Origin of the sequence: Streptomyces sp. MMG1533 (genome assembly GCF_001279775.1) — a bacterium.
GTDB lineage: Bacteria > Actinomycetota > Actinomycetes > Streptomycetales > Streptomycetaceae > Streptomyces.
Window position 1 is genome coordinate 38,373 of the sequence record NZ_LGDG01000085.1, and the last position, 15,867, is coordinate 54,239.

Genomic DNA, 15,867 nt, shown 5'->3' on the forward strand with positions numbered 1-15,867 from the left:
GCCCGGACTCTTCGGCCACAGACCCCTCAGGCACAGACCCCTCGGCCACAGACTCCTCAGGCACAGACCCCTCGGCCGCAGACTCCTCAGGCACAGACCCCTCGGCCGCAGACTCTTCGGCCACTGGTGCCACGACCGGCGCCACCATCGAGCTGGAGAACCTCACCAAGCGGTATCCCGGCAATCCGCAGCCGGCCGTCGACAACGTCACCATGGAGATCAAGGCGGGCGAGATCGTCGTCTTCGTCGGCCCGTCCGGATGCGGTAAGTCCACGACACTCAAGATGATCAACAGGCTGATCGAGCCGACCGGTGGCCGTATCCGCATCAACGGCGAGGACGTCACCGACATGGACCCCGTGAAGCTGCGCCGGAAGGTCGGGTACGCGATCCAGGCCTCCGGCCTCTTCCCGCACATGACCGTCGCCCAGAACATCGCGCTCGTACCGAAGATGATCGGCTGGCCCAAGACGCGGATCAGGGACCGGGTCGAGGAGATGCTCGACCTGGTCGGACTGGACCCGGGCGAGTTCCGCGACCGCTACCCGCGTCGGCTCTCCGGCGGCCAGCAGCAGCGCGTGGGCGTGGCGCGGGCGCTGGCCGCCGATCCTCCCGTGCTGCTGATGGACGAGCCGTTCGGCGCGGTCGACCCGATCACCCGCGATCACCTCCAGGACGAGCTGATCCGGCTCCAGCACGAGCTGCACAAGACGATCGTCTTCGTCACGCACGACTTCGACGAGGCGATCAAGCTCGGTGACCGGATCGCCGTACTGCGCGATCGCTCGCACATCGCCCAGTTCGACACCCCGGAGGCGATCCTCACCAACCCGGCGGACGACTTCGTGTCCGGGTTCGTGGGCGCGGGGGCGGCCCTCAAGCGGCTCAACCTCACCCGCGTACGGGACGTGGAGATCACCGACTACCCGACGGTGACCATCGACGACCCGCTCCAGGAGATCTTCAACAAGCTCCGCTCCAGCGGCACGAACGAGATCCTGCTGCTCGACAAGCGGGGCCGACCGTACAAGTGGCTCAGGCGCGGCGACCTGATGCGTGCCAAGGGCTCGCTGGCCCGCGCCGGAACGCTGGTGAGCGACACGGTGGCCAGGGACGCCACCCTGCGGGACGCGCTGGAGGCGGTGCTCACCGACAGCTCGGGGCGGGTCGCGGTCACCGGGCGGCGCGCCGAGTACACGGGCGTGGTCGACGTGGAGTCGCTGATGAACTCCGTGCACGACCTGCTGGAGGCGGACCGGCTGGAGGCCATGGAGCACCGGCACGACCTGGAGGAGCTGCGGGCCGCCCAGACGCACGCCGAGCAGGAGGGCCCCGGAGGGGAGAAGAAGGCGTGACCACCCCCGAGCCGCAAGACCTGGAAGAGGAAGACCGGGAAGGCGTCGAAGCCGAGGCCCCGCCGCCACCCTCAGGTCCCCTGAAGCCACGCGTCACCTGGCAGAAGCTGACGTTCCTGCCCGCCGTCCTCGTCGCCGTGCTGATGGCGACCTGGCTGTGGTTCCGGCAGGCGGACCTCGACTCGATCTCCGAGAACGCGCTGTCGGACGGCCAGGTGTCCAAGGCGCTGTGGCAGCACATCGAGCTCACGGCGATCTCGACGTTCTTCGTGCTGATCATCGCGATCCCGCTGGGGATCCTCCTGACGCGGCGGGCGTTCCGGAAGGCGGCCCCGGTGGCGATGGCGTTCGCCAACACGGGCCAGGCGACCCCGGCGATCGGTCTTCTCGCCCTGCTGGTCATCTGGCTCGGCACGGGCCAGAAGGCGGCCCTGATCGGCATCATCATCTATGCCGTGCTCCCGGTGCTGTCGAACACGATCGCCGGCCTGGGGGCGAACGACCCGACGCTGCTGGAGGCGGCGCGCGGCATCGGCCTGTCCCCCCTGGGGGCCCTCGCCAAGGTGGAGCTGCCGCTCGCCGTCCCGTTGATCCTGGCGGGAGTCCGCACGGCCCTGGTCCTCAACGTCGGCACCGCCACCCTCGCGGTCTTCGGCGGGGGCGGCGGGCTGGGCGTACTGATCACGACCGGCATCACCACCCAGCGGATGCCCGTGCTGGTACTGGGCTCGATCCTCACCGTCGCCCTGGCCCTGCTGGTCGACTGGCTGGCGTCGCTGGCCGAACTGCTGCTGCGGCCGCGGGGGCTGGATGTGGAGACATGAGAGGGCGTACGTGTCTGTGGCTGGCCGGGATGCTGGTGTCGGCGAGCGCGTGCGGCCTGACCAGCGGTTCCCCGATGGTCGACGACGTGCGGCCGGGCTCGATCGGCAGAGGACTCCCCCTGAAGGGCGCCGATCTCACCGTGACGTCCAAGGAGTTCACCGAGCAGCTCATCCTCGGCGCGATCATGGGCATCGCCTTCGAGGCGGCCGGCGCTGACGTGCTCGACCGCACCGGCATCCAGGGTTCCGTCGGCGCCCGCGAGGCGGTCAAGTCCGGTGACGCGGACGGCATGTACGAGTACACGGGCACCGCCTGGATCACGCACCTGGGCAACAGCGAGCCCATCACCGACCCGAAAGAGCAGTGGCAGGCGGTGCGCGACGCCGACCTGAAGAACGGCCTGACCTGGCTGCCCCCGGCTGCGCTCAACAACACCTACGCCCTCGCCATGAACCGGGCGAACCACAAGAAGTACGGCACGAAGACCCTCTCGGACGTGGCCGCGCTCTCGAAGAGGGACCCCGGCGCGGTGACCCTGTGCGTGGAGGGCGAGTTCGCCAACCGGGCGGACGGGCTGCCGGGCATGCAGAAGGCGTACGGCATGAACGTCCCCGCCGGGAACATCACGCAGATGGACACCGGCATCATCTACACCCAGGCCGCGAAGGGCAGTTGCACCTACGGCGAGGTCTTCACCACCGACGGCCGCATCAGGTCCATGAACCTCGCGGTGATGCAGGACGACGGAAAGTTCTTCCCCAACTACAACGCGGCCCCCGAGATCAACACGAAGGCCCTGAAGAAGTGGCCCGCCATCGCGGACGTCCTCGACCCGATCACGAGGAAGCTGGACAACACCGTGGCGCAGGAGCTGAACGCGAAGGTGGACGTCGCCGGTGAGGATCCGCATCAGGTGGCGCTGGACTGGCTGAAAGAGGAGGGGTTCGTCGAGGAGGGGTGAGGACGCTTGCCGCCCCGGGTGCCCTAGCAGCTCGGCACGGAGCCCTTCCCGCTCTCCAGTGCCGTCAACGCGTTCACCGCGCCCTTCAGCGTGGTCACCGGGATCAGCCGCAGCCCCTTGGGGAGTTCGGACTTCGCGTCCGAGCACTCCGCCTTCGGTACCAGGAACACCGTCGCCCCGTCGCGCCGCGCGGCCTGCGTCTTCAGGGCCACTCCGCCGACCGCGCCGACCTCGCCGTTCGCGTCGATGGTGCCGGTGCCGGCGATGGTGCGGCCGCCGGTGAGGTCGCCGTCGCTGCCGTCGCCGTCGAGCTTGTCGATGATGCCGAGGGTGAAGAGCAGGCCGGCGCTGGGGCCGCCGACGTCGGCGAGTTTCAGGGTGACCTTGACGTCCCTGTCGGACAGGTCGAGGTATTTCAGGGCGGCCTCGGTCGCGGCGTCCTGGGACTCCTTCATCTGCTCGGTGTTGTGCTGCTCGATCTCCTTGACGTTCTGGCCGCTCGGGTAGACGGCGTCGCGCGGCATGACGGCCTGGTCGGTGGCGAACCAGGCATCGAGCACGTCACCGAGGGAGACGCGGGTGTCCGGGTTGGTCGCCTCGATGGTCGTCATGCGGAGCTGACCGGTCGTGTCGCGGGTCGGGGCGCCGGAAATCGTGATCACCGGGGTGCCCTTGTTCTCGCCGAGGACGTTCGCCGTCAGCCCCGGCTGCGTCAGTGAGAACGGCAGCGGCGCGAAGGCCGCCGTGGCGAGCAGGGCCACGACGGGCAGGGCGCAGACGGCGACGGCCTGGGGGCGTGTGAGGCGAGAGAGCACGGGGTCAATCTAACGCGACGGTCGGTTCCGGCCACGGGCCGGTCAGGCCCCGTACAGATCCTGTCTGCGGAGGGTGAAGCGGCGCAGGGCTTCCGGGAGCGGTTCGATGCCGATGCCGGGCACACGCGGAACCGGCAGGTGACCGTCCACCAGCACGAACGGTTCGGTGATGTCCGCCGCGAAGTACCGGCCCGGACGCCGACGTGTCCCCGGGCAGCGTGAAGCCCGGCAGCGCCGCCGGCGCGAGGTTCGACGCGCGGCCGATTCCCGTCTCCAGCATCCCGCCGCACCACCCCGGCACCCCGTGCGCGTGCGCCACGTCGCGGACGCGGCGGGCCTCCAGGCAGCCGACACCCACCCAGCCGCCACAGCCGCAGACAGCCATGCCACCGAGGCGGCGCCCACCCGGCAGCCACAGCCGCGGGCAGTCATGCCGCTGGGGCAGCGCCCACCCAGCAGCCGACACCCACCCAGCCGCCATAACCGCGGGCAGTCGTGCCGCTGGGGCGGCACGGGTGGGCGCGGCGGCACCCCGCAAGCGCGGGCAAGCTCACCCACCCGGCCTCAGCCCCGACGCCGGGCACCGACTTCAGCGCACGTCAGCGCAGAGCTTCCGCGACCTCCCGAGCCGCATCCACGACCCGCGGCCCCACCCGCTCCGGCACCACATCGGCCAGCATCACCACACCGACGCTGCCCTCGACCCCCGTAACCCCGATCAATGGCGCGGCCGCTCCACTGGCCCCCGCCTCCAACTCCCCATGGGTCAAGGTGTATCCCGCATCGTCCTCGGCCTGCTGCCGCGCGGCGAGAATCGCCCGCCCCGCAGCCCCCCGGTCCAACGGATGCCGGAACCCCGCCCGATACGCCACGTGATAGTCCGTCCACGTCGGCTCGACCACGGCAACGGCCAACGCCTCCGCCCCGTCCACCAACGTGAGATGCGCGGTCGCCCCGATGTCCTCCGCCAGCGACCGCAAGGCCGGCAACGCCGCCTCACGTACCAGTGGATGCACCTGGCGGCCCAGCCGCAGCACCCCGAGCCCGACCCGGGCACGACCGCCCAGATCACGCCGTACGAGAGCGTGCTGCTCCAGCGTGGCGAGCAACCGGTACACAACGGTCCGGTTCACGCCCAGTTTGTTGGATAGCTCGGTGACGGTCAGCCCGTGGTCCGTATCGGCCAGCAGCTTGAGGACACGCAGTCCCCGGTCGAGCGTCTGAGAGGTCTCCGCGGTCACGACGCCCACTCCTCCAAGTGGTGAGGTCGGCAGCCCCCTCGCGGCAAATGCGTCACCGAGTCCCGTCGGCGACGCGCTTCAGAGGCCGCCGATCGGCCGGCGGCCCGGCCTGTTGCCGGACCGCGTCGCTTCACGGCTGCGCTCCGCGGCTGCGCTGCCACGGGGCGTATGCGTAGCCGGACATTAGCGAAGGCGGTTCGCTCAGCGGAAGGCTACGTCCAGAATCCGGGCAGTGGCCGGTACGGACCACCGCCTTTTGTCCGCATACGTCCGGCGCGCAGCACTCGGCGTACACCACACCTGCACGCAGCGCACACGCCCCGGCTCACGCCCCCGCCAAGCAACGACCGACGACTGATGGCCGACGGCCGACAACCGACGAGCTCCGGCGTCACCGCATCCGCGTGGCCCACTCCTGCACCTTGGCGATCCGCTGCCGCAGCTGCCCGGCCGTGGCCTCGGCGCTCGGCGGCCCGCCGCACACCCGCCGCAGCTCGGTGTGGATCACCCCATGAGGCTTGCCGCTCTGATGGACGTACGCACCGACCATCGTGTTGAGCTGCTTGCGCAGCTCCATCATCTCCTTGTGCGAGACCACCGGCCGCCGCTCGGCGGGCAGTTCGAGCAGATCGGCTTCCTCGTCCGGCTTCTTGCGGCTGTGCGCGATCTGCCGGGCCTGCCGCTTCTGGAGGAGGAGCTGCACCTGGTCGGGCTCCAGCAGCCCCGGGATCCCGAGGTAGTCCTGCTCCTCCTCACTCCCGGGGTGGGCCTGCATACCGAACTCGGCACCGTCGTAGAGCACCCGGTCGAAGACGGCCTCGGACTCCAGCGCCTCGAAGGAGAACTGTTCCTGCTCGCCGGTGTCCTCGTCCTGCTCCTTGTTCGCCTCCTCCATCTCCTTCTCGGACTCGGCGTACGGGTCCTCCTCGCCCTCCTTCTTCGGCTTGTCGAGGGCGTGGTCCCGCTCCACCTCCATCTCGTTGGCGAAGGTGAGGAGGTCGGGGACGGTCGGGAGGAAGACGGAGGCGGTCTCACCGCGCCGCCGGGACCGTACGAAACGCCCGACAGCCTGCGCGAAGAAGAGCGGAGTGGAGATGGTCGTGGCGTACACGCCGACCGCGAGCCGCGGGACGTCGACGCCCTCGGACACCATCCGCACCGCGACCATCCACCGGTCGTTGCTGCTGCTGAACTCGTCGATCCTGTTGGACGCCCCGGTGTCGTCGGACAGCACGACCGTCGCCTTGTCGCCCGTGATCTCACGGATGAGCTTGGCGTACGCGCGCGCCGAGTCCTGATCGGAGGCGATGACGAGAGCCCCGGCGTCCGGGATGGCCTTCCTGACCTCCGTCAGCCGCTGGTCGGCGGCGCGCAGCACGCTGGGCATCCACTCGCCGCGCGGATCCAGCGCCGTACGCCAGGCCTGGCTGATCGCGTCCTTGGTCATGGGCTCGCCGAGCCTCGCGGCGATCTCGTCGCCGGCCTTGGTCCGCCACCGCATGTTGCCGCTGTAGGAGAGGAAGATGACGGGCCGGACGACGTGGTCGGCCAGCGCGTTTCCGTACCCGTAGGTGTAGTCCGCGGCGGACCGCCGAATCCCGTCGTTCCCCTCCTCGTACGTCACGAAGGGGATGGGATTGGTGTCGGACCGGAAGGGCGTACCGGTGAGCGCGAGCCGCCGCGTGGCCGGCTCGAAGGCCTCCAGACACGCCTCGCCCCACGACTTGGAGTCGCCGGCGTGGTGGATCTCGTCGAGGATGACGAGGGTCTTGCGCTGCTCGACGCGGTTGCGGTGCAGCATGGGCCGCACGCCGACACCGGCGTACGTGACCGCGACGCCCTGGTAGTCCTTGCCGAGCGGACCCGCGCTGTACTCGGGGTCCAGCTTGATCCCTATCCGGGCGGCCGCCTCGGCCCACTGCTTCTTCAGGTGCTCGGTCGGCGCGACGACGGTCACCTGCTGCACGACGTGGTGGTGCAGCAGCCAGGACGCCAGCGTCAGCGCGAACGTCGTCTTTCCGGCGCCGGGCGTCGCGACGGCGAGGAAGTCACGCGGCTGCTCCTGGATGTACTTCTCCATCGCGCCCTGCTGCCAGGCACGCAGCTTGCTGGCGGTACCCCAGGGGGCGCGGCCGGGGAAGGCGGGGGAAAGGTGGTGGGAGGAGGCGGCGGTGGTAGTCACGGTCTCCGTCGGTGGGTCGGGCGGCTCGGTGAACAGTCGGGACGGCTGGGCTGGGTATGACAACCGGGCCACCCTACCGGCGCCTTCAGGGTGTCAACGTGCGGACAAGCCCGGGTAGCCCGTGGGTGGGACCCACGTCACAGCAGCCGCTGCCGCCCCGCGATCACTCCGACGTCCCCCTCCACCCCGGACGCCACATCGATGACCAGCGCGTACGCCGCGCCCCCACTCCCCCTCCCGCTCCCCCCCCCCCTCCCCCACTCCCTCCCGCCCCCGCTCCCGCACTCGCGTGGTCACTCCCAGACGCTCGGTCACCGCCCCATTCATGAACGGCGTATGGCAGTCCCATTGCAGCGCCCGCGATTCCCTTGAGCCCCTTCCCCACCCGGCCGTACGGTCAAGTCAGTGAGTTACACGGCCGTATGCCCGAGTGGTTCAGGGGCTCGCCTGCAAAGCGAGTTACGTGGGTTCGAATCCCGCTACGGCCTCCAGTTCGCGGTCATGGCCCCGACCGTCAAGAGGGGGCTACGACACCCGGAACGTCTCCCCGTACATCTCCCAACGCAACGGGGTACTCAGGTCGAAGTTGCCGTCGTCGAGAAACTTCCGCTGTGTCGTGTCGATGCGCGTGGTGTCGCGCTGGGGATCCTCGTACTGCATCGCCTTGCGGTGGATGTCCAGGAAGATGTCGAGGTAGGTCTTCTCCGTGCCACCCTGGGAGGGGATGTCCGCCTTGGCCATGGCTGCCTCGCGCAGGCCGTAGAAGCCGCGCGGTCCGGTGCCGGGGCCGTGCAGCACCATCGCGTCGTAGTAGATCAACTGGCCGAGCGTGCCGAGTCCGTCGAGCTTCGCCAGGCGCACGGCGGGGTCGAAGTAGATGCGGTCGCGCTCGGTTTCCTGGGCCTTGCGGAAGTCGGCCTTCTGCGCCTCCTTCACCCAGGCATCGGTGAATCCCGGGTCCAGGCCCTCATGGGAGTCGCTGCCGTCGACCTTGCGCAAGGCGGGCAGATAGCGGGCGAGGCCGTTGTCCGGATGGCTCTTCGTGTAGCGCTCGACGAGCGTGAGCAGGTCGTTGGTGCCCGTGCAGAAGCCGATGATGCCGGCCGTGTAGCCGTTGCCGTCGCCGAGGTCCTCGATGTAGTCGTACTGGCCGCGCCAGTCGAGCGTGGAGTTCTCGGCGGTCGCCAGGATCTGTTGCGCGAGCTCCTTCTTGTCGGGGGCGCCCAGGCCGGGCGGCAGCTCGGCTATCAGGGCGTCGTCCTTCGCCCGTTCCGACTCCGACGACGGTTCGGTGCCGGCCCGATCCGCTCCCGAGATCCGGGTTCCGTCGTTGTCCGACAAGTCCGACGCGTCCGTCAAGCCGCAGCCGGCCACCAGGAGAAGGGCGGCCGCCGTGGCCACCGGGGCGACGGCGTGCAGGAGACGACCAGGACGCTTCATGCGCACAGATTACGACGGTCGAAAGAGTGCTCGACCGCGGGATGCCGCGTCAGGCTGCGACCCGGCCGGTCGTGTCCCCCGGCTCAGGCACGCGCCGGGACGCACGGCGGAACTCGGCGCCCGCGTGACGGCCATGCGGTGGTGCTCCGTCCTCAGGGCACCCCACTTCTCAGGGCACCCGACTTCTCACGGCACCCCGTTTCTCAGAGCACCCCGCCCGCCTCGTCCCGGAACGCCTCCGTCCAGTAGTGCCGGCCGGCCTCTGTCGTCGCCCCCGTCGGGTCGACCGTCGACAGGACCTGGATCATCGTCGCGGCCAGCTGGTCGTACGTGTCCGCGGTCAGGCCGTGGGAGAGGTCCGCGTCGATCGCCCTCTCGCGGTGGAGCAGCCAGAGGGTGAAGCCCAGGGTGGAGATGTCCGTGTTGAGGGGGTAGAGGGTCGCCTCGGGTTCGCTCCAGTTGAGGACCGCGCCCGTCTCGCCGTCGATCACGAGGCTGTTGTTCTCGAAGAGGTCGCCCAGGCGTATCAAGTGGTCGGCCCGGGCCGGGAGTTCGGCGGAGGGGTCGTCGGCGTGGTGCTCGGCCAGCGTCGCCAGGGGCACGTCCGTGTCGAGGTGGAAGAGGAAGGCGTCCTCGGGCAGGCCCGTCTCGCGCAGGAAGCGGCGGGTCGGTTCATGGGTGAGGGTCGCCGGGAAGTCGACGTCCTCGAAGCGGGCGACCTTCCCGCGGCCGAACTCCTGGTCCAGGAGGCGGGCCGGGAGATCCAGGGCGAGCCCGGAGAGCGAGCCCGGGCCGGCGACCAGGGAGAGCGGGCGGATCAGGGCCGCCATCTTCCAGAACGGCGGGACCTCGCCGCCCGTGCCCTCCTTGAAGACGGCGAGCAGCTGACGGGACGCCTCCGCCACCGCCTTCGGCCCGAAACGACCGGCGTAGGACGCGAACTGGCCCCGCAGCGCCGCCAGTTCGTCCGTCGCCGTGGCGAACCTCACCAGCCGGTCCAGTGACGGTGCGAGCGGGCGACGGTCCATCAGGTCGGGGCGGTCGTGCAGGAAGTGGGTCGTGGAGATCTCGCCGGTCGCACCGTCCAGCAGGACCGACTCCGTCTCCAGGCCGCCGGGGCCCACCAGACCGCCTATCACCAGCTGGTTCCGAAGCTCGGCCAGCAAGCGCCCGCCCGGGTCGCCCGTGGAGTCCACCACCGTCCGCAGGCCCTCCCTGCGCAGCTCCGCGAAGGTGAACAGACCGCTGTCGCCCGGGAGTCCCGGGCCGGTCAGCCAGCGGCGCGTCGAGGCGTGTGTGACGTACGGATCGAGATCGGCCTCGGTCAGTGTGATCGCCGCGACTACGGCTTCGGTCGTGCCCATGTGTTCCCCCGCATGTGCTTGTTCAGAGTCCCCGCCCACCCAAGGCACGCACGGCCGAGCAGGCCCGGCAGCGCGTCTCCCACTGCTCAGAACACTACGCGCCACCACTGACAATGCCCCTGGACCAGGAGACGCTCAGACCACCCTCACCCGTTCCCGCCCCGCGACGATCGTGTCCACCGTCTCCGCCACCGTCAGCGCCGAGTTGTCCAGCCACAGACCGATGCGCGGGGTCGACGCCCGCAGCACCCCGTCCAGCTCCGCCACCGTCCAGGCCCCGTAACCCGTCTTCGCCCGCCCCGCCTCCCGCGCCGCGACGGCCTCCGGACCCGGGGCGAGGACGACCACGTGCAGGGGACGGGTGCGCACCAGGCGGACGTACGCCGCCAGGTCCTCCCCCAGCACCACGTCCTGCACCACCGCCGTGAACCCGGCTTGCGCGTACGCGTCCGCGGTCGCCGCCGACAGCCGGTACCGAAGCCGGAGCTGGGCCTCGCCCTCTCCGCCGGCGCCGGGCTCGTACTCCTCGCGCCCGCTCACGATCATCCGCCGGAACAGGTCACCCCGGACGTGCGCCGCCCTGGGCAGCCTCTCCGCCAGTGCCTGCGCGACCGTCGACTTCCCCGCCGCCATCACCCCGGTGATCAGCACGACGCCGCGCATCACACCAGGTACACGCCGCCCACCACGACGACGATCGCCGCCAGCAGGAACAGCAGGATCCACACCGCCAGCTTGCCCACGCCCGGCGCGGGTTCGTAGCGCGGCCGGTCGTCGGTCTCCGGCTCCGGCGTACTCACTGTGCCGTCACCACCGCCGCCTGGGGGCGGATCGGCAGGCGGTTCACCGGGCGTCCCGTCGCGGCGCGGACCGCGGAGGCGATCGCGGCGGGGGACGTCACCACCGGCACCGCGCTGACCGCCTTCGCCCCGAAGGGGGCGACCACGTCACGTTCCTCGACCAGCTTCACGATGCGGATCTCCGGCGCGTCCAGTGCCGTCGGCAGGGCGTACCCGGTGAGGTCGGGGTGGCGGATCAGCCCGCGCGCGCTGCGCAGGTTCTCCGTGAGGGCGATGCCCACGCCCTGGGTGACGCCGCCCTCGATGCGGGCGGCCAGCTGGGTCGGGTTCAGGACCCGGCCGACGTCCTGGGCGAGGGCCAGCTCCACCACGCGCACCGAGCCCAGCTCGATGTCGACGTCCACCACCGCGCGGATCGCGCAGAAGGCCAGCCCCACGAAGGCGTCACCCTGGCCGGTCTCGTCCAGGGGCTCGGTCGGGTGCGGGCGGCACTGGGCCGTCGCCCACAGTTCCTTGCCGTCCATCGCCTCGGTGACGGTGGTCGACAGGACGCCGTCGTACGACGTGATCTTGCCGTCGGTGATCTGGAGCAGCTCGGTGGACATGCCGAACTTGTGTGCCAGGGGCTGCAGCAGCTGGGTGCGGACCATCTTGGCCGCCCGCTCCACCGCGCCGCCCGACACCCAGGTGTGGCGGCCGCGGCTGCCCGGGCCGGCCGGTGGCTGGTCGGTGTCGACCGGGGCGACATGGACCTCGTCGATACCGAGGGTCTCCTGGACGATCTGCCGGGCCAGGGTCGTGAAGCCCTGCCCCGTCTCGACGGCCGCGCACAGCACCGTCGCCACGCCGTCCTGGACCCGGACCGTGGCCGTGGAGACCTCGTCCGCGCCCTCCGCGCCCAGCATGTGCACCATGCCCAGGCCGTAGCCGACGCCCCGGCGCACCGCGCCCGGTTCGCCCGCGCCCTCGGGGCCGCCGGGCAGCAGCCACTCGTCCTCGGGGGTGTCCTTGGGGAGCGCGGGGAGGGGGAAGTCCCGTACGGCCTGCAGCAGTTCGGCGACCGGCGCCGGGCAGGTCACCGTCTGGCCCGTGGGAAGGACGTCCCCGGTGGCCATCACGTTCTGCAGACGCAGCTCCGCCGGGTCGACGCCGAGCTTCTTGGCGAGCTTGTCCATCTGCGCCTCGTAGGCGGCGCACACCTGCATGGCGCCCTCGCCGCGCACGTGGCCGGAGGGCGGGTTGTTGGTGCGTACGGCCCAGCCCTCGATGAACGCGTTCGGGACGACGTACGGCCCGCAGGCGAACGAGACCGCGGCGGCCAGCGCCTCCGACGAGGTGTCCGCGTAGGCGCCCGCGTCGAGCAGGATCTGCGCCTCGACCTTCACCAGCCTGCCCTCGGCGTCGGCGTGGTGGCGGTATCTCAGCAGGGTGGGGTGCCGGTGGACATGTCCCAGGAAGGACTCTTCGCGCGTTGCGGTCAGCTTCACCGGGCAGCCGGTCCGCAGCGCCAGGAGGCCGAGCGGGAGTTGGAAGCCCTGGTCCTCGCGGTCGGCGGTGGCGCCGGGGACGCCGGTGACGACGACCTTCACGCGCTCGGGCTCCAGGCCGTAGCAGGCGGCGGCCGTGTCGCGGTCGGTGTGCGGGTCCGTGGAGGCCACGTACAGCTCGACGCCGCCGTCGGGGCGCGGCACGGCGAGGCCGGCCTCGGCGCCGATCGGGGCGGGGTCCTGGCGGCCGATGCGGTACAGGCCCTCCACGACGACGTCGCCGGTCGCGTCGGGGTCGCCGTGGCGCAGCGGGATGTGCCGGATCAGGTTGCCGTCGGGGTGCAGGGGCTCGGCCTCGAAGGCCTGCTCGGGGTCGGTGACCGGGTCCAGTACTTCGTACTCGACGATGACCGCGGCCGCGGCCATGCGCGCGGTGTCCGGATGGTCGGCGGCGACGGCCGCGATGGGCTCGCCGTGGTGGCGCACGACCTCGGAGGCGAACACCGGGCGGTCGGCCTTGCCGCGGCCGTGGACCGGGCTGCCGGGCACGTCCTCGTGGGTGACGACGGCTCGTACGCCGGGCATCTCGCGCGCGTGGGTGGTGTCGATGGACACGATGCGCGCGTGCGGGTGCGGTGAGCGCAGTACGGCCGCCCACAGCAGGCCCTCGGCCCACAGGTCGGCCGCGTAGGGGAAAGTGCCCTCGGTCTTCGCGCGGGCGTCGGCGGCCGGCAGGGCGACGCCGAGGCCGTGCGGGATCGGTTCGGGGGCGGGGGCGGCCTCCGCGGCGGTGGTCGCGGTGGCGGCTTCGTTGCTCACGCCTGGCCTCCGTCCTGTCCCTGTTCGTTGCCGTACGAATGGTCGCGCCGTTCGGCAGGTTCGAACGCCGACGGGTTGACGCCGCCGGCTCCCGGACCCGCCTGGTGCGGAATACGTGCCTCGTCCGCGTCCGTCTCAGCGTCCGCCGCGGAGTGCGACTCGCGTTCCGCGACGACCTCCTTGACGGCCTCCACGACGCCCCGGTAGCCGGAGCAGCGGCACAGGTTGCCGCACAGCGCCTGGCGGGTCTCCATCTCGCTGGGAGCCGGGTTGCCCTCCAGGAGGTCGTGCAGGGTCATCGCCATGCCCGGCACGCAGAAGCCGCACTGCACCGCGCCGCACCGGGCGAGCGCCCGCTGCACGTCCGAAGGCCGTCCGTCGACTGCCAGGCCCTCGACCGTACGGACCTCGCTGCCGGCCGCGGTCACGGCGGGCACCAGACAGGAGGCGACGAGCCGTCCGTCGACCTGCACGTTGCAGGCCCCGCACTCGCCCTGCGAGCAGCCGTCCTTGGCACCCGCGAGGCCGAGCCGCTCGCGCAGCACGTAGAGCAGGGACTCGCCGATCCACGCGTCGGTGACCGGGCGGTCGACGCCGTTGACGCGCAGGACGTAGGAGGCGAGGGGGTGTTCCTCGCCGGAGGGCGGGGGCGCGGCCTCGTCATCAGGGGTCTCCGCGGTCTCCTCGGGGGCGTCAGCCTCCGCGGCGGCCTCGGCGGGAGGCTCCGCGGCCCCCTCGACGGCCTCAGCGGCCCCGTGGGCCTCCTCGGACGCCTCGGTGGCTCCAGAGGCCTCACCGCTCCCGTGAACGGGCCGTGAGGCGGCTACGACGGGTTCGGCGGGCGTTTCGGCGTACGACGGCTCGGCGGGCGCCTCGGGCGCGTGCAAGCGGGGCTGCTCGTGGTCGTGTCCGGCCGGGCCGGGCTCCATGGGGGCGGGCTCGTCCGGTGCGAACCCCTCCGGGGCGAGGCCGCCTTCGCCGGGGGCGTACGCGGCAGGCGGCATGGGATGCGAGGCGGGCTGCTCGTGCGCGTGCCCCGCCTCCACCTGCGGTTCGGCCGCCGGAGGCTGCTGCCCCCACGGCTGCCCCGCGCCCTCGGTCGCCCACGGGGCGGGCGCGCCGCCCGGGAGCGTGGCGGGCGGTGTGCCACCCCACTGCTCGACCAGGGACGACGTGGTGAACTCGCCCGATTCGTCCGGAAGGTCACCGCCGGCGACGGGGATCGACCACTGCCCGGTCACGTCGTGACCCGGCGCCGGAGCGCCCCTCTCCTCGAAGTTCCACTGCCCGGTGGCGCCCGGGTTGTAGGTGAACCGGTCGTTCCCGGCGTCCTGAGGTGCCGCGTTCGGGTCGGGCCACTGAACGCCCTCGGCAGGCATCGCCCACGTCCCCGTCGCCGCCGGGTCGGTGCCCGCGGTGGTGGGCGTGACCGTGATCTGCGGCGGCACATAGCCGTGACCGGGTGCGGCGAGCGGGGTGTCGGAGGAGGCCAGGAGGGCGTCGATGCCCCCTTCGGGGAGCTTCACGAAGGCGGTGGCGCCGTCGTCGTAGTCGCCCTGGGGCAGCGGGTCCCAGCGGCCCGCGCCCTGGGGTGTGCCCTCTTCGTGCTGGTCGTCGGTCACGACAGCGCCCTCCCCAGTGCTCGTCGGGCCAGCGCGGCGACGGTGCGCCGCAGGTGCAGTACGGCGGGCGGAAGCTGTTGTACGGAGCCGTCCTCGGCCGGCACCGGTTCGGGAATGCAGGCCGCGGCGACGTACTCGCCGAAGGCGCTGAGTGCCTCCGGGACGATCGCGCGGTTGTTGTCCCAGTCGATCAGCCGGGCGACCCACTGCTCGGCGTCCAGGGGCCTGAGCGGCATCGGCGCTATGGCGCCCACCGCGCACCTGACCCCGCGGCGGGCCGGGTCGAGGACCAGGGCGACGGACGCGAGGGCCCGGCCCGGGCCGGTGCGGCCGGTCGCCTTGAGGAAGACCTGCGGGGCGTGCAGCAGCGGCAAGCGCACGTAGCCGATGAGTTCCCCGGCCCGCAGCATCTCCATGCCGGCCAGCAGGTGCGACACCGGCATCTCCCGGCGGGCTCCGCCCGGGCCCGCGATGATCAGTGTCGCCTCCAGGGCGGCCAGCACCGGAAGCGCGTCCCCGGTCGGGGACGCCGAGGCGATGTTGCCGCCCAGGGTGCCCGCGTTGCGGATCTGCGGCGGTCCCGCGGCGCGCGCGGAGGCCGCGAGCGCCGGAATGAGGGCGGCGAAGTCGGGGCGGCCCATGCGCGCATGGGTGAGGCCGGCGCCGAGCAGGGCGTGGCCGTCCTGGTACTGCCAGCCGCGGATCTCGCTGATCCTGCCGAGGCCGACCAGGGCGGCGGGCCTGAGCTGTCCGGAGTTGACGGCGGCCATCAGGTCGGTGCCGCCCGCCACGGGCACGGCGGCGGGCATGGCGGCCAGCGCCGCCACTGCCTCGTCCAGCGATGTGGGCAGCGTCACGGCCTGCGCCGCCTGCGGTGCGTGCGTGGTCAAAACCGGCTGCCCCTTCCCGCTGCCCCACCTGGTCCCACCTGTGTTGCCGTACGGTACGTGCTGACA

13 protein-coding genes, 1 tRNA gene and 1 pseudogene are annotated in these 15,867 nt (G+C 71.6%); 4 read left to right on the top strand and 11 right to left on the bottom strand.

Annotated features, from left to right (window positions below; translation table 11 throughout):
- Positions 1-146 precede the first annotated feature (146 nt).
- From ADK57_RS11475 to ADK57_RS11485, 3 genes are read left to right on the top strand one after another with little or no spacing between them, the layout of a single operon-like run.
- Entirely contained in the window at positions 147-1,355 is a 1,209-nt protein-coding gene (locus ADK57_RS11475) for an ABC transporter ATP-binding protein (RefSeq protein WP_053749357.1), read from the top strand.
- Entirely contained in the window at positions 1,352-2,179 is an 828-nt protein-coding gene (locus ADK57_RS11480) for an ABC transporter permease (protein ID WP_053749298.1), read from the top strand. The genes ADK57_RS11475 and ADK57_RS11480 overlap by 4 nt, the downstream gene beginning before the upstream one ends.
- Positions 2,176-3,141, top strand: a complete 966-nt coding sequence (locus ADK57_RS11485) for a glycine betaine ABC transporter substrate-binding protein (RefSeq protein ID WP_053749299.1) — start codon at positions 2,176-2,178, stop codon at positions 3,139-3,141. Before ADK57_RS11480 ends, ADK57_RS11485 begins: the two co-directional genes overlap by 4 nt.
- Before the next feature lie 23 nt (positions 3,142-3,164).
- On the opposite strand, the gene ADK57_RS11490 is transcribed toward ADK57_RS11485, so the two are convergent.
- The 4 genes and pseudogenes from ADK57_RS11490 to ADK57_RS11500 all read right to left on the bottom strand — a co-directional run bounded on the left by ADK57_RS11490 (position 3,165) and on the right by ADK57_RS11500 (position 7,379).
- The gene (locus ADK57_RS11490; RefSeq protein WP_053749300.1) at positions 3,165-3,956 is read right to left on the bottom strand and encodes a PDZ domain-containing protein; all 792 of its coding nucleotides are present in this window, start codon (positions 3,954-3,956) and stop codon (positions 3,165-3,167) included.
- A 42-nt stretch (positions 3,957-3,998) separates the two neighbouring features.
- Positions 3,999-4,305 (bottom strand): annotated as a pseudogene (locus tag ADK57_RS47225) (enolase C-terminal domain-like protein); the annotation flags it as partial.
- A gap of 250 nt (positions 4,306-4,555) precedes the next feature.
- On the bottom strand, positions 4,556-5,197 hold the full coding sequence (locus ADK57_RS11495; RefSeq protein ID WP_053749301.1) for an IclR family transcriptional regulator: 642 nt from the start codon (positions 5,195-5,197) through the stop codon (positions 4,556-4,558).
- 391 nt (positions 5,198-5,588) lie between these two features.
- The gene (locus ADK57_RS11500) at positions 5,589-7,379 is read right to left on the bottom strand and encodes a DEAD/DEAH box helicase (protein WP_053749302.1); all 1,791 of its coding nucleotides are present in this window, start codon (positions 7,377-7,379) and stop codon (positions 5,589-5,591) included.
- 416 nt (positions 7,380-7,795) lie between these two features.
- Here ADK57_RS11500 and ADK57_RS11505 point away from each other — a divergent pair.
- A tRNA-Cys gene (locus ADK57_RS11505) sits at positions 7,796-7,870 on the top strand.
- Positions 7,871-7,904: 34 nt separating this feature from the next.
- On the opposite strand, the gene ADK57_RS11510 is transcribed toward ADK57_RS11505, so the two are convergent.
- The 7 genes from ADK57_RS11510 to ADK57_RS11535 form a co-directional block, all read right to left on the bottom strand.
- Entirely contained in the window at positions 7,905-8,819 is a 915-nt protein-coding gene (locus tag ADK57_RS11510) for a chitosanase (protein ID WP_053749303.1), read from the bottom strand.
- Between the two features lie 203 nt (positions 8,820-9,022).
- On the bottom strand, positions 9,023-10,183 hold the full coding sequence (locus ADK57_RS11515) for an SUKH-4 family immunity protein (protein WP_053749304.1): 1,161 nt from the start codon (positions 10,181-10,183) through the stop codon (positions 9,023-9,025).
- Between the two features lie 135 nt (positions 10,184-10,318).
- The gene (locus ADK57_RS11520) at positions 10,319-10,846 is read right to left on the bottom strand and encodes an AAA family ATPase (RefSeq protein WP_053749305.1); all 528 of its coding nucleotides are present in this window, start codon (positions 10,844-10,846) and stop codon (positions 10,319-10,321) included.
- A complete protein-coding gene (locus ADK57_RS50425) occupies positions 10,846-10,983 on the bottom strand; it encodes a hypothetical protein (RefSeq protein ID WP_199830542.1) in 138 nt (45 codons plus the stop codon). The genes ADK57_RS11520 and ADK57_RS50425 overlap by 1 nt, the downstream gene beginning before the upstream one ends.
- Positions 10,980-13,289 (bottom strand): xanthine dehydrogenase family protein molybdopterin-binding subunit, encoded by a 2,310-nt coding sequence (locus ADK57_RS11525; protein WP_053749306.1) that lies wholly within the window; start codon positions 13,287-13,289, stop codon positions 10,980-10,982. Before ADK57_RS11525 ends, ADK57_RS50425 begins: the two co-directional genes overlap by 4 nt.
- Positions 13,286-14,911 (bottom strand): 2Fe-2S iron-sulfur cluster-binding protein, encoded by a 1,626-nt coding sequence (locus tag ADK57_RS11530; protein WP_053749307.1) that lies wholly within the window; start codon positions 14,909-14,911, stop codon positions 13,286-13,288. The genes ADK57_RS11525 and ADK57_RS11530 overlap by 4 nt, the downstream gene beginning before the upstream one ends.
- Positions 14,908-15,801, bottom strand: coding sequence for an FAD binding domain-containing protein (locus ADK57_RS11535; RefSeq protein WP_053749308.1), 894 nt, complete (start codon positions 15,799-15,801; stop codon positions 14,908-14,910). The genes ADK57_RS11530 and ADK57_RS11535 overlap by 4 nt, the downstream gene beginning before the upstream one ends.
- Positions 15,802-15,867: the final 66 nt, after the last annotated feature.

Excerpts from the sequence above, each read along its gene's own strand:
- ADK57_RS11485 (WP_053749299.1), top strand. The coding sequence starts at position 2,176 with ATGAGAGGGCGTACGTGTCTGTGGCTGGCCGGGATGCTGGTGTCGGCG.
- ADK57_RS11510 (WP_053749303.1), bottom strand. The coding sequence starts at position 8,819 with ATGAAGCGTCCTGGTCGTCTCCTGCACGCCGTCGCCCCGGTGGCCACG.
- ADK57_RS11520 (WP_053749305.1), bottom strand. The coding sequence starts at position 10,846 with ATGCGCGGCGTCGTGCTGATCACCGGGGTGATGGCGGCGGGGAAGTCG.
- ADK57_RS11515 (WP_053749304.1), bottom strand. The coding sequence starts at position 10,183 with ATGGGCACGACCGAAGCCGTAGTCGCGGCGATCACACTGACCGAGGCC.